Annotated in this window: 10 protein-coding genes; 1 reads left to right on the plus strand and 9 read right to left on the minus strand. The window is 37.3% G+C overall.

Translation table 11 applies throughout. The features are described from left to right. Positions 1–349: 349 nt before the first annotated feature. The 3 genes from LEP1GSC049_RS212795 to LEP1GSC049_RS212785 all read right to left on the minus strand — a co-directional run bounded on the left by LEP1GSC049_RS212795 (position 350) and on the right by LEP1GSC049_RS212785 (position 4,448). The gene (locus LEP1GSC049_RS212795) at positions 350–2,194 is read right to left on the minus strand and encodes a DUF1561 domain-containing protein (RefSeq protein ID WP_230848368.1); all 1,845 of its coding nucleotides are present in this window, start codon (positions 2,192–2,194) and stop codon (positions 350–352) included. Between the two features lie 237 nt (positions 2,195–2,431). Then, positions 2,432–2,896: a hypothetical protein gene (locus LEP1GSC049_RS2000000228820; RefSeq protein WP_244266182.1), complete on the minus strand. Its 465-nt coding sequence runs from the start codon at positions 2,894–2,896 to the stop codon at positions 2,432–2,434. A 589-nt stretch (positions 2,897–3,485) separates the two neighbouring features. After that, complete coding sequence (locus tag LEP1GSC049_RS212785) at positions 3,486–4,448, minus strand: hypothetical protein (protein ID WP_004753342.1); 963 nt, start codon at positions 4,446–4,448, stop codon at positions 3,486–3,488. A 155-nt stretch (positions 4,449–4,603) separates the two neighbouring features. Between LEP1GSC049_RS212785 and LEP1GSC049_RS212780 the strand changes: the two genes are divergently transcribed. Beyond that, positions 4,604–5,881, plus strand: coding sequence for an EAL domain-containing protein (locus tag LEP1GSC049_RS212780; protein WP_016748453.1), 1,278 nt, complete (start codon positions 4,604–4,606; stop codon positions 5,879–5,881). Between the two features lie 676 nt (positions 5,882–6,557). Here LEP1GSC049_RS212780 and LEP1GSC049_RS212775 read toward each other — a convergent pair. From LEP1GSC049_RS212775 to dusA, 6 genes are all read right to left on the minus strand, one after another. After that, entirely contained in the window at positions 6,558–7,514 is a 957-nt protein-coding gene (locus tag LEP1GSC049_RS212775; RefSeq protein ID WP_016560981.1) for a hypothetical protein, read from the minus strand. A 10-nt stretch (positions 7,515–7,524) separates the two neighbouring features. After that, positions 7,525–8,826, minus strand: a complete 1,302-nt coding sequence (locus tag LEP1GSC049_RS212770; RefSeq protein WP_004763785.1) for a FecR domain-containing protein — start codon at positions 8,824–8,826, stop codon at positions 7,525–7,527. A gap of 2 nt (positions 8,827–8,828) precedes the next feature. Continuing rightward, on the minus strand, positions 8,829–9,353 hold the full coding sequence (locus LEP1GSC049_RS212765; protein ID WP_004756927.1) for an RNA polymerase sigma factor: 525 nt from the start codon (positions 9,351–9,353) through the stop codon (positions 8,829–8,831). A gap of 72 nt (positions 9,354–9,425) precedes the next feature. Continuing rightward, on the minus strand, positions 9,426–9,611 hold the full coding sequence (locus tag LEP1GSC049_RS2000000229125) for a hypothetical protein (protein WP_004753304.1): 186 nt from the start codon (positions 9,609–9,611) through the stop codon (positions 9,426–9,428). A gap of 26 nt (positions 9,612–9,637) precedes the next feature. Beyond that, positions 9,638–10,924 (minus strand): sigma factor sigX-regulated lipoprotein SrpA, encoded by a 1,287-nt coding sequence (gene srpA / locus LEP1GSC049_RS212760; protein WP_004763795.1) that lies wholly within the window; start codon positions 10,922–10,924, stop codon positions 9,638–9,640. 1,438 nt (positions 10,925–12,362) lie between these two features. Beyond that, the gene (gene dusA, locus LEP1GSC049_RS212755; RefSeq protein WP_004753413.1) at positions 12,363–13,406 is read right to left on the minus strand and encodes a tRNA dihydrouridine(20/20a) synthase DusA; all 1,044 of its coding nucleotides are present in this window, start codon (positions 13,404–13,406) and stop codon (positions 12,363–12,365) included.

The following is a 13,406-nucleotide window of genomic DNA, read 5'->3' on the forward strand; positions in this document are numbered from 1 at the left end:
CCTTAGGAAGCGATGCATTGAGTTTGAGGAAAGCGTTGTGTTGAGTTATTTTGATTCTAAAATCTTCTTCAACTTGTGTGGTTGGTTATGGCTTTCTACGGATCGCGTTTGAAACTCAGCAGAACGCTCACTATGAATCGCGTTCTAAATTATAATTCAAAACGATATGTAGTATTACGTTTCTTTCATACAATTTATTGACTGGAGCAGAAAGCGCGGTCCGGCTGCCTATGGCAGGCCGGATTCGCCAAGATTTTCTTATTCTAGATTCATATTATTGAAGTGTAAACTATTAGATTGAGTATTTTGTTATATAGTTCTGAGTAAATGAAACTTTTGAATCAGTGGTTTATTGCGATAGTGAGCATCTGCCGCTTACACACTGATTTATAGATGCACTGGTGGGAAATTCTCCTGAACCTCTTCTGTCTTCTCCTTCTCCAGTGCAATTCCTGTTAGAGACCATAGAGTCAAAAGGATTGTGGTGAAACGATCCTAACTGTATAGTTGAAAATCTTGCTAGATCTCTATCTGGCCGCGCTTCCAAGTTTCTAATTACCTGTTGTGGATCCACGGTGGGTGTTAACGCTTGCCTGAAGTTTTCAAACGTCAAATTCGTCGTGGCCGTTGGAATTACCACTAATCCTTGAGAGGTCCTAAGAATTGGAACGGAATGTTTTCCCGCAGTTCCATCGGGACGCCACCGTCTCATGAGCACTAACCAAATGCTTCCGGGGGGAGAATCTATGAGTGATTGAATGTGGGATAACATGTCGGAAAGAGTGGAGGATTCAGAAGAGAGACTCCATTCATATTGGGGCAACATAGTTCTAGCGGATATAAGTGTCAATCTCCTACTTGAGCGAACTGTGGGACCATACGTGCTAACTATATCTCTGAGAGACGTGTTCAAATTCGGAAAACGTTGACCAAACGAGATAAATGGATCTGTATTAGGATTTGTATCGAAGAAATAACCTCCACTCTGAAGAGGTCCTCGAGAATGATACTCTTGTAGCTCTGCTATCATTTGAAAACCATGAAGTAAACAAACGCCACATACTCCACTTGAGATATCCGAACCTGAAGTCGAACGTGTTATTTCATAAAGCCTCTGAATCCACTGCTCGGTTAATTGAAAGCTGGGTGGTAAGGTTCTTAAGACTCTTTTATGTGTGCTACTTGCCTGATTACCAGGAGCCGGACAATACTGTTCCGTCTTACCAAGATTAGAAGCTGTATAACGCGTCCAATCCAGTAAATTTTTATCAACTACAAACAAAGAAGTGGGATTATTGGTAGTGTCTTTTTCTAAATAGGAAAGTTTGGCGGCGTAGGCAACTCCCCAATTAGTTCCATATCTGGTAACTCTCAGTGCGTTTCCCTCATAATCCGTGATCATTCCTCCTTCTTCCGTTTCAAAAGAGACGTTCCAAAAAGCAGGATTATTTTTACTGATAGGCGCATCGCTACACAACGCCCAAGTCACCCAATTCCAATTCGATTTACCCACGTTAGAATACATACAATAGAGTGAACCACTGATTGGATCATACTGAGCAATATGCCCACTTTCAGGATTGTAGTAGAGAGGAGTTGTATTTTTATCCGAACCTCCCCAACGAACAAAGTAACGTTCATTTCCCCAGCTACTGTTTAAATCCCAGGCGATCGAAGTTTGAATGCTGATGTTTCCGGGAGTGGCCACAGTATTTATCCAATCGTTCATGGAAGAATCTAAAGTATGGTTGTATCTATCACCAGAATTTCTAGAAATATAACCGTACCATTTTGTATCCTTCAAACGATAAAACCCATCTGCAGTCCAAAATGAATTCTCTTTTACAATCCATCTCTGCAGAGGATCATTGATAGTACAAGGTCTGAGATGAACATAGTCCCAACTTTCTTCCCCTCTAACTACTTTTTCCGGAGCAGTAATACATAACCACGTATTATTGACGTTATACGAAATTCTTTGAAACACGTCGTATCTTGCATTCATAACGTGCATTTGCCAACACTGTTCAATTACGATGTAACTTTCACCGCCGCTAAAGGTAGGACCGTAACAGAATGTTCCTCCGCCACTTACATTGACTTTGATCGGTTTGTCTTTTGGTGGATCGGTAGGTTTTTGAACGATCGAGCCGGTGGCCTTTGAAGCAGCAGCATGTACAAGTGTATGATCCATTTCATACTCCAAGTAAACCATGATGGAGGTTAACAAAATCACTATGAGAATTTTCTTCCAATTATACATTTTCAATTTACCTTCTTTTTCATAAGATTGAATTGTAGAACAATACTTTCTGTAGATAGTAAACAATTATATCTTAATACTCTAAATTAACGTGAGTTCCAAGTAAGAAAACCGGGGCGAATCCGGCTTGCCATAAGCAGCCGGACCGGACTCTTGGCTCCGGTCAAGTTATTGTGAAACTACAGAAACAGATTCAATTTTCATAAAATACCAATAACTTGATCCTAAAACGCTTTCGTAAAAAGCGTTTTGTTGAGTTTCCAACGCTTTCGTAAAAAGCGTTTTGTTGAGTTTCCAACGCTTTCGTAAAAAGCGTTTTGTTGAGTTTCCAACGTTTTCGTAAAAAGCGTTTTGTTGAGTTTCCAACGTTTTCGTAAAAAGCGTTTTGTTGAGTTTCCAACGCTTTCGTAAAAAGCGTTTTGTTGAGTTTCCAACGCTTTCGTAAAAAGCGTTTTGTTGAGTTTCCAACGCTTTCGTAAAAAGCGTTTTGCTGAGTTTCCAACGCTTTCGTAAAAAGCGTTTTGCTGAGTTTCCAGAGCGACCCAGAAAACTCAGCGAATGCCTCTCTAAGGATCGGCATTCAGGGAGCGATGCATTGAGTTTAAGGAAAGCGTTGTGTTTTAGTTCATTCATCGATCCCTTTCGCGTTCTACCAAATTTATGTGCAATCCTTTTTGGAGTATGGTTAAATGGATTTCTGATAAATTGCTTTTTATATTTTAGAATTTTATTTTATTATAAAAATATGTTTTTTATAATTCCTCCTGAAATGAATTATTGATAACTCTGCATGTACTGCCTAGAAACGAGAAAATGAGACAAGTTGGAGAACTGTGGCACTGAGTTTTCTCCGTCTATGTCTTTAATTGTTTGATAGGATATTCTAATAAAAGGAAATGATAATCTGTTTATTCTAAACTTAAATTTGAATTATATATTAATTCTAATCCATATTTTTTTAAAAGAGTTGTTGAAAAGTTCTATAGTGGAGATTAACAAAACTGCTTTAACTGTCTATTTCAATGTAACGGAAATAGATGGAGAATGAATTTTTCAACAACTCTAAATTCCGAAATTGACTATGGAATGTGAGTTCGACGTAAGAAAATCTAGGTAAATAAAAAACTCAAACTGTTCTCGATGGATCAAAGCAGAATGTTACGACTCCTTTAAGAGACGTAATTTGTGGGAACTAACACGAGGAGTTTTGTTGTGTAGTAGTTTAGATTTCTAAAATTGCAAAACCTTTTTTGATCGTCTCTTTTTTACTTCCGATGCGAACTTTACCGGAAACCCTTCCTTCTATTTTTTCCATTGGAATTTTTTTTCCGAAAAAACCAGAAACGATATGTTGGGTTTTTCGAACCGGAGTAACTGTAAGTTCAATCTGGTCCGAAGGGTCATGAAGTACATAGGATAGGGATTCTTTTTTCAAACTTGCAGTTTCCAAAAATGTAGGAATTCCATTTTTCCAAAGAAGGAATCCAGTGTTTGGATTGTAGTTCAAACGAAACGAATTTTTTCCGGATCCAAAACCATAAATCCTAGATTCCGACAAAAAAGATCGGTTTTCAAAACCACTTGTAATGCTATAAGATAATTTTTCCGAAGATTCTAAATTCCAGGTTTTGTCATCGATTGCGAGTTGGCCTCTAACTGAAAGATCCGGAGAAATTAGTCTAAACAGCCAATCTTTTCCGGAAGTTTCCAAAGAAGAAACGGGTTTGTTTGTTTTTTCCACAGTACTGACAAGTGCGTCCAATTGTAGATTGAGATTGGGGCTTAAGATGGAAGAATGGGTATAACCTTGTTGAATCGTGTCGTCTAAACGAAAATTGAATCTTTGATCCCCTTTTGTAAAACTCCAATAACCGTTTCGAAACGTACCTCTGGATAAAAAATCTTTACCTGCACTTCCCGCCCATTCAAAGTCTCTAAAATTTTCAGACTCGAAAAACCAGAGATTAAGAAGTGCTTTGCAGGCTCCTGGTCCTCTAAAAATTCGAAGTCCAAGTAGAAAATCTTCTGTAATCAAATCGACTAAAACGGAGTCTATCTTTTTCAAGGAAGACAAAAAAGAGGTTTTATACTCTCTGGAATTATCGATCCCAAGAGTTCCGGAATAAAGACCTAGATTTGGTTCTAATGTAGAGGGGTTGAGAAGATGGCCGATCGCCTCTTTCATGTAAATACCTTTAAGATTGTCAGTTTTTTTAAGAGGTTTCAAAAAAAAAGAAGAATGTAGTCTTTCCTAATCCTGAATTAGGCGCTTTTTTATCTGGAATTTTGCTTGCGGAGCCCGGTTCCGAGGATTTCAGTAAAGGATTTTTAAATAAGTACATGTTGTATAGCCAGGACACAAGCAATTTACTCTCCTATGGAGAAAACAATTATCAACCTCATTACCAGCCGATTCTGGAAGTAACCAATTGTAACATTATAGGATATGAAGTTTTAGGAAGATTTTATTTTCCCGAAAAGAATGAATACCGTTCTTTGGGTTATCAATTTCACAATCCGGAACTAGATGCAATCCGACTGATCCAAATCGATCGATTGATCCGAGAAAAAGCCATCCGACATCTCAAAGACTCCGGTTTACGAACGAAACTTTTCCTCAACATGATGCCTAATTTTCTATCTATGATCCATACAGGAGACGTATTGGATCTCAAAAGAATCCACGTTCTCAATCTGATTGAAAAATACGATATTCCTCCTTCTGAAGTGGTTTTAGAAATCACGGAAGATAAGTTTGACGGTAATATAGAAAAACTTTTATCGATCGTAAACGTGTTCAAAGACTACGGATTTAAGATTGCGGTGGATGATTTAGGAGTCGGATTTTCCAATCTGGAAAGAATCGGTTATATTCATCCAGATATAATGAAGGTGGACATCAAGATCATGCGGGAAAGTTTAAACCGAAGATCTTTTAAAAACGTACTGAGTGCGATCGCAGACATGTCTCAAAAACTGGGTTCTGATCTTTTGTTTGAAGGAATTGAAACGGAGGAAGAATTACATCTCGCTCTTTCTATGGGGGCAAATCTTCTTCAGGGATTTTATTTTTCAAGACCTCAAGTAGAGTTTCAGGATAAAAAACAATTTAATAGAACTCTCAGAGACACTTTGGAAAAATTCTCTGGACTTCGATTTATGGAACTCTTAGAGGAATTTCAAAAAGGTCAGTCGGTTATAGATTCCTTGGGGGAGAAATTAGAAGCCCTTCGACATAATGGAAAGGAAGATCTTCCTCTGGTTCTTCATCTGATGCTCTCGGAACTTCCTACGGAAATTCTTTCCGTATTTGCCTGTGATATTTTCGGTTATCAAATTACTCCTACTTATTTCCGAGTTCATCCCGGAGAAGAGTGGGATTCCGATCTCACGGAAATTGGAAACAATTATGCCTGGAGACCTTTTTTCATCCGTCATAAAGCAAAGGTAGTTCAGAATGCTGCAAAATGGACTGTGACCGAACCTATGTACGATATGGATCTTCATAAACAAGTTGTAATCTTTACTTATACCCTCAGAGATAATTACATTTTAGTAATTAAGATGGATTGGGAAACGGAAGGCAGGGGACTGAAGACTGAGGATAGAAGACAATAAGCGGGGGGCCGTTGGATTTTCTTCGGAAAACGTAGTAGGGGAAATATTTCTCAGTATGTTTCATAATTTACTATTGAATTATAGATTCTAACTCTGATTCCTAAAACTAATATTGGTTTTGTATAATCAATGTGAAAGTGATTGATATGGAGGAACTCAGCAGAACGCTCAGTGTCTCGCTTTTATAATAAGGCTTGTCCTAAAACCGTCCAATGTGGGAACTATTACGAAAATTTAATGAGATTAAAACTACTTGAAAGTTCGCAAACTACCAAATGAGATCTAATTTGTAGGAACTCATACATTTTATTAAAAATTTATAAAGAATGATTGCCTAAAATTCTTTGAGGTTTTGAGATAAGTTCTAAATTGAAATTTAAGATGATCTATTATATTGAGTTTATTTAATGCACTTTATTGGCTAAAGCATTCTATTTTGACTCGAAACGGTGATCCGTAGAGAGCCGTTCTGCTGAGTTCAGGAAATGATCAATTGAAATACGTACCTTATTTTCTATGGATCATTTGGCAGAGAGAAATATTGAGTTAGCGATTGATTCACCAGATTTTCAACCATCAAATTCACGTTAGGTTATATTCTAAATTGCGAATGTATGTAAAGGGTTTGAATGCAAGTCTTCTACCTGAACGAGCGAAATGAAGTTCGCGGAGGACGTTACAACTTAAGTCCGGTTCCAACCATAAAGATCGGTTCTTGAAAATGATAAGAATTTACGGACCCAATTAAATCCGTTTTTCGAAACTGTAAGGCTGCGTTGAAAAAATAAAGATCCGATTCCCATTGAATTCCGATTCCTACTAAAATAACCGTTTGAGTCAGTGGTTTAGAGTAAATTCCGTTTTCGTAACTTTTCCCGAACCCGAACCCACCTTGAACAAACCAAAAAAAAGATTCTGAAATTGGAATATAATATTTTACTCCGGGCGAAAGCGAAATTGTTTCTATGGAAAATTTGCCGCTACTCTGAGTAAATTTTCCGTCCAATTGATTGACCAGAAACGAACTTAAGGAAACGGAAGAAAGAGTTTGATATTCCTGAGTTGTATTTAGAGCAATGAACGTATTAATTCCGATCAAAGGAGAAATACGTTGATCCGGAAAAGAATAAGAGTTTTGTTCCAGTCCAAGAAAAAAACCAAAGTTCGATTTGGGGCGATATTCTCCGTTTAAAGAAAGGGTTCGAACGTTTACGGTATATCTCCTTTCGAAATACGGATCGATATTGACCACGTTCGTTCTAACATCCGTTAAACTATATCCACGATTAAAATTAATCCCTTCCGAAACCTTGGAATTCCACGAGGAACCATTAAGAGAAAAATAGAATTTTTTAATATTCTTATATTCTTTTTTTTCTTCTTGGGTGACTTCGGGTTTTTTGATTTCGGAAATTAGAATTTTTTCAACTAGGGTTAAGTCGATTTTTTCGATTTTGCCTTTTTCGTCTTGGACCAATACGTGATCTTGTCGTAGTGATGTTTTGACGTTTTCGAACGTTTGCCCGTCTTTTAAGATGATTGTATCCGCAGAGATTTTTCCCAAATTTGGTAAAACGTGAAAACAAAGAACTACTAGAAAAACCCCAATTTTTTGTGTATTTCTAAGAGGCATAACTAACGATTTAAAATGAAATCGATTCTACGTCTTTGGACAAAATTACTCTTTTTTTACCTTCGACTTCGATAATATATCTGTCTTCATATTGGATCAGATTTCCCTTTAATTCGGAGCCGTCCTTTAGTTTGATCGTTTTGTTTCCTAAACGAACAGGTTCTTCTTTTTTAGGTTCTATCTTTTTTTCTACTTTAGGAACTGGTAATATATTCGGTTCTATTTTTTCATTTTCTAATTCGATCGATTTGGGATTTTCAAAACCACTCGCAAACGTTTCTAGTTCTTGGATGTCTCTCTTTTGCAATACAGTTGTTTTTTTGTATGAGGCTGTTTCTACGATCGTCTTTTGCATTTTTTCCAAAAGAAGGAACATTTCATTTGGATTCGTTTGTTTTTCATTTAGAACAAGGAGTGGATTTTGAACGGAATCTTTTTGAAAGAATAAGGATTTCGTTTCCAAAGAAGAATTGGAAAGTTTTTCCAAAGAAATATCGTTCCAGATGCTTTCATATTTTGTTTTTTGTTCTGGATGCTCATCTAACGTATGTTTTACGGACTTTTCCATTTGTTTGTCCAATAAGAACGGAAGTAAATAGCGAACTCCGGACCGGACTTCCGCTGATCCGTCCCAAACATTGATTTTATAACGTTCTTCCGAATTTTCGATCCATACTTTGGTTCCGGTCAATTGGATCTCGGTTCCGTTCAGATAAATCTTAGTTTGTTTTTTATTGTCTGTTGGAGTTTCGTTTAACAATAAATTTCCTTTCTGTACGAATATAGATAAACCGTTTGTTTTTGTTTCTTCAACGGATTTAGGTAATTTTAATATTCGAACTTCCGAATTTGGAAAAATTCTGAAGTGAAGCCGACCTTCTATCTTTACGTCGCAAAAAGAATTTTGATCCGGTCGAATCCAATCTTTCCTTAGTGTTTCTATACCACACGCTCCGGTGGCTACTAAGGGAAGTTGTTCATATTTTTTGAATATTCCTAATTGAAAAATTACGGACAAAGAAATAATTAAAGAAATGATCGCAGCGATCGCCAGTAATTGATTTTTAAATTTTACAGGAAATAAGCTGATTTTAGAAGAAGGTTTTGAAGACTCAGTTAGGATTTTCTCAAGTCCCGTCTTATGTTGTTTTAGACCGGTTTGTATCTTTACATAGTTATCATATCTTTTTTTAAATTCTGGATGAAGGGATATGATTTCGTTTAATTTTTTTTCTTCTTCTGATTTTGTTTCTCCGAAAAGGAACAGAGACATCAGTTCTTCAAATTCTTCTTGTAGATCTTTTTTTTCCATAATTATAAAACCACTTTTCTTCTTTCTAATTCTTCTCTAAGTAGATCCAACGCTTTTAATAGTTTTCTACTAACGGTTCTGGAAGATATGTTTAACGCTTGTGAAGTTTTTTCTAATGTATAATTATTGATTTCTTTTAACAAAATAATACTCTTTTCTGGTTCGGGTAAAGTGGAGATGATTTCCCTCAATTCTTCCTCTACAATTTTTGTTTCTATGTTCTGAATAAAATCATCTTCTACTTGGAGAGATTCTATAAAAACTGCGTTTCCTTCTACGATCATATCTTTCTTCTGTTTTTTTCTATATGTATAAAAAGTATTCTTTGCGATCGTTGCCGCCCAGGTATAAAAACTACCTTTTTCCGGTGAGAAATTGGGAAGGGATTTATATAGATTTAAAAAAACTTCTTGAGCTACGTCTTCTATTTCTTCAGGATCGCTGGAAAGAAATCGGATCACCTTATAGATGGAATCTTTATAGTTTTTATAAAATACTGAGAAATCGTGATCCTGACTTAATTTCATTATCTATGCTCTGTATATAAGGATTCAAACATATTCAAGAAGTTGTTCTTAAAAAGTTTGATTCGGTTTCGCCTATTGAATTTGAACGCTTTTTCTCGAATAGAAAATTTTCAAGATACAAATGATCAGGCTATAAACTTCATAAAAATCTTTTTTCAAATTGAATTGTATATACAAAGTCATTTGTATATAAACTCCCTTATAAAATCGATACGAGAAAAAATCCGTTTGAATTCTTTCTCGTATTTTTTTAATCACCTATATAAGATTGAATAGATTCTTATTCATTTTAACGAGCTAATGATAGTTGGTAAATGAAAGATCATATTTTTTCTTGCAGTGTTTGTCAAATTGTCTTCTCCGCTGGTTGCGTTTGGTCTATCTGCTATATCCAATTGTGGAGAGAATACGTTGTTTCCATCGTTGGAATCCCAGAAAAGAGTATTGTCTGCGGAAATATCGAATGAGAGATTCATTTCCCTTGGTGACTCTCCCGAATTCTTTTCACCTTTTGCTGTGTTTATGTTTGTAATCAAGATGTATGGGGTTGTGGCGCTCAAGTTACTGACTGAAGCAGGCACTTTAAACTTGAGTTTTTGGGCTGCATTGTAAAATACTCCGGGAGCCGATGGAGGATTTAAAAAAGAGTCGGGATCCGTTGTGAACTGAGCTTTGTAATTGACATTGGGAGTAAAGAAAGCTCCTGAACCGGCATGAATGAGCGCCTCCCCAATAGAACACGTGGTTCCCATCGGAAGAGATTCTCCCTTTTCCAAAACCATTTGAGGGAAGAACGCACTTGCTGAGTTTGCGAATGAAGCAGGGCAACCGTTTTTCCATATTTTCGTAATTACATCTCCTCTTACGATGTCCGTATCCAGATGATCTCCAGCCAAAGGATTGAGAGCTAAGTCTACATAACGGTATGCGTTTTCAGGAACATCATTCGGATTAAAGTAATAAGAGAAAGATTCCATTACAAACCCAATTCGATCGTAATCCTGAATCTCAGCTGCTGGTATCGGATTGATAAGAACCCTGCCTTTTTCCTTACCTTTCAAGGCGATGATCGCTGCTCCGCCGGAACAAGGTCCAAAATCAACTCCCGGAGGTAGATTGCTTGGAAATTTAAATGCGATAAAACTTGCATTATCCAAAGTTTCACTTCCGACCGCTGGTCCCCCTTTTGCAACGGATTTGTAGGCAAGCAGTTGGCAAAGTTCCATGGAAACGGCTTCCGGAGTTATGAATCGGTCATTGAAACCGTCCGCGATTCCATCGCCGTAATTTTCAGGATTATCTCCTGCAAGATCCGTAAGCAGAGTGGAGTGCGGCAACATTCTGAATTGTCGTGAGTTCGCGTTTGCGGTACGTGCGGCAACTAAGGCACTTGTTGTGGAAAGCTGAAATTCTGCACTGCTGCCTCCTCCCATCAAACTCAATGCTAACAACAATTCTAAGGTATTGTCGTCCTTATCTTTTTTGCAATTTGTAATTAGAAACAATGCCGTAGTTGCGAAAATCGCGATCTTCAACATTCCTCTTTGAAATTTATTTTTATTTTGTTTCATCGTATTGAACCTCCAATGAAATCACAAAAGAAACATAGAAAGGATTCGATACGAGTGAGACAGACTCACCGAAAAAAATTGGATTTTTTTAAGTGAGATGTTTCAATAAATTTTGAACTTGTCCCAAAATTTCAAAGAATGTTATGCGATAGTTTTTTAGAAATTTTTAATAAACTGCAGTAGTTCCCACAGATTTTGTCGTATTTGGCAATTTTCAAGCAGTATTAATCTAGTTCAATTTTGTAATAGTTCCCACATTTTATGAAACTAAAGCAAACACCTCCTGAACTCAGCATCTCGCTTCTATTGGCGCTCGACAGGTTTTGGGACAAGCTCTTAATAATTAACATGAGTTCGACGTAAGAAAATTTGGACGAATAAAAAACTCAATGCAACGATTCCCTACAATGTAGAAAACGACAGTTCCTTCCCAATTACGTTGGTAAGCAAAATCACTTATTTCTTTGAACATTATTCTTTCCTATAAATTAATTTTTGAATATAGATTTCGCCTACCGAAGGAGATATGTAAAGTTTCGCCCAGATCTTAAACCGTATCTAATAAATGGGAGGAAGATGAATATCCAACTTTCCACTCTGCAAAGCAACCGAGCACACCACATTGAGTACAATGGCATCCAACGTAAAGCCAGTGAATTTCAGAGGGCGGATCTTTGTGCATGGCAAAGCCCACGCCCACATTGGTGTGAAGAGAATCACATTCGATGCATTTCCATTGTTCGGGTTCCGCGTCAGGCCAGTGCTCCGCGCTATCGCAAATGAAATGGGCAGTGCCACATTAAGTGCACAGTCTACGTGCAACTCCTTCATTGTCGTCTGCCTCTAACCCGAAAGTGACAGATCCGCATTCGCACTTACTCAGGCGAAATTCTGAAATAGGATATCCATCTTGTGAGTAAGCAGAGAGGAATTCGGCGATGTCGGTTGGTTCTGAGCCTATCCACCACTTTCCGCTTGTATTAACTGTCATGTACGTCCCTCCTTTTCTTCCTATTTTCCTGGCGTTTAATATCCGTTAACTATTATTTTTTTCACTTTTACTTTGAGCATCTCAATTGTGGGAACTATTACAAATCCAGGTTTTGCAGTTAGATTTTGAAAATGTGGGAACTCATACAAAATCCAAAGGTTTTTAACGTGAGCTAAGAGAATGAGAAAAGATTTTCTAAAAGTATGAGTTCCTACAATTTTAGAAGTTGTTTGTAAAATCTTGGATTTGTAATAGTTCCTACAGATTTTGTCTCATTTTAGATTCATTACTTTTTTTGAAAGTTCTTCGGTTCTGGAAAGCCATTCATGCCTCCTTTTTTAGAAAACGATCCTTCATTTAACGAAAGCCCCGATAGGTATGAGGAAGAATTCAAAAAAGTTGAGCAATTTTATACTATTCTGAAGATAACTTTGGAGAGTAGCCGTTTTACGGACCGGATTTATACAGACACGCGTTAGACGAAACATAATCTAAAGAATCATTGGAAATCTCTTGAATGGCTCTGAATAAAAGATCATTCGAGTAACCGGAGTACATTCCTTCCGTAAGAATTCTTCTAAAACTGCGGGCTCCCTTTTCTCCATAAAATAAACCTAATATATGTCTAAGTGCGTGATGCGGTTTTCCGTTTTTCTCTTTTAAGATTACTTCTTCTATATAGTCCTTCATTCTAAGTAAAACTTCTCTCCTACTTAAAGGAGGCAGGTTTTCCCCAAAAAACAAAGAATCTACTTCCGAAAAAAGATAAGGAGTTTCGTACGCGGCCCTTCCGATCATCACTCCGTCATTTTTTTCTAGTCTTTCCCGAATCGAAGTAAGAGTTCGGACTCCTCCGTTGATCTCTATCAAAAGATCCGGAAATTCCTTCTTTAAAGATTCAACGTACGTATAACGTAAAGGAGGAACTTGACGATTCTGTGCGGGAGTAAACCCACCTAAAATCGCGATTCTTGCGTGGACGATAAATCGCCGAACGCCTGTTTGGCGAACACATTCTATAAATTTACATAGGTCTTCAAAAGTATCCTTACCTGGAATTCCAATTCTACATTTTACGGTTATAGGAATTGAAACGGAAGTGTCCATTGCAAACGTCAATTCAGCGACCTTTTCCGGAGTTTCCATCAAACAGGCGCCGAAGTTTCCTTCTTTTACACGATCACTTGGACAACCTACATTCAAATTAATTTCGGTGTATCCATAGTCTTCTCCGATCTTGGAACATTCCGCAAGTGCTTTTGGATCGTTTCCTCCTAGCTGAATTGCCAGAGGTAATTCTTCAGGACTGTAAGATAAAAGTCGACTACGATCCCCGTGAAGTACGGCTCCAGTATGAATCATTTCCGTATATAAAAACGTATGTTTAGAAATCAGTCTTAAAAAATATCTAAAATGTCGATCGGTCCAATCCATCATAGGAGCGAGTGAAACTGGGTATCGTTTTGGAATTTTATCGTATTTCTCTAACAT

The sequence above is a fragment of the Leptospira kirschneri serovar Cynopteri str. 3522 CT genome (assembly GCF_000243695.2).
Taxonomy (GTDB): domain Bacteria; phylum Spirochaetota; class Leptospiria; order Leptospirales; family Leptospiraceae; genus Leptospira; species Leptospira kirschneri.

What these genes read in the sequence shown, in the direction of transcription:
- LEP1GSC049_RS212795 (WP_230848368.1), bottom strand. Translation starts at nt 2,194, where the DNA reads ATGGATCATACACTTGTACATGCTGCTGCTTCAAAGGCCACCGGCTCG.
- LEP1GSC049_RS2000000228820 (WP_244266182.1), bottom strand. Translation starts at nt 2,896, where the DNA reads ATGAATGAACTAAAACACAACGCTTTCCTTAAACTCAATGCATCGCTC.
- LEP1GSC049_RS212785 (WP_004753342.1), bottom strand. Translation starts at nt 4,448, where the DNA reads ATGAAAGAGGCGATCGGCCATCTTCTCAACCCCTCTACATTAGAACCA.
- LEP1GSC049_RS212780 (WP_016748453.1), top strand. Translation starts at nt 4,604, where the DNA reads ATGTTGTATAGCCAGGACACAAGCAATTTACTCTCCTATGGAGAAAAC.
- LEP1GSC049_RS212775 (WP_016560981.1), bottom strand. Translation starts at nt 7,514, where the DNA reads ATGCCTCTTAGAAATACACAAAAAATTGGGGTTTTTCTAGTAGTTCTT.
- LEP1GSC049_RS212770 (WP_004763785.1), bottom strand. Translation starts at nt 8,826, where the DNA reads ATGGAAAAAAAAGATCTACAAGAAGAATTTGAAGAACTGATGTCTCTG.
- LEP1GSC049_RS212765 (WP_004756927.1), bottom strand. Translation starts at nt 9,353, where the DNA reads ATGAAATTAAGTCAGGATCACGATTTCTCAGTATTTTATAAAAACTAT.
- srpA (WP_004763795.1), bottom strand. Translation starts at nt 10,924, where the DNA reads ATGAAACAAAATAAAAATAAATTTCAAAGAGGAATGTTGAAGATCGCG.
- dusA (WP_004753413.1), bottom strand. Translation starts at nt 13,406, where the DNA reads ATGTTAGAGAAATACGATAAAATTCCAAAACGATACCCAGTTTCACTC.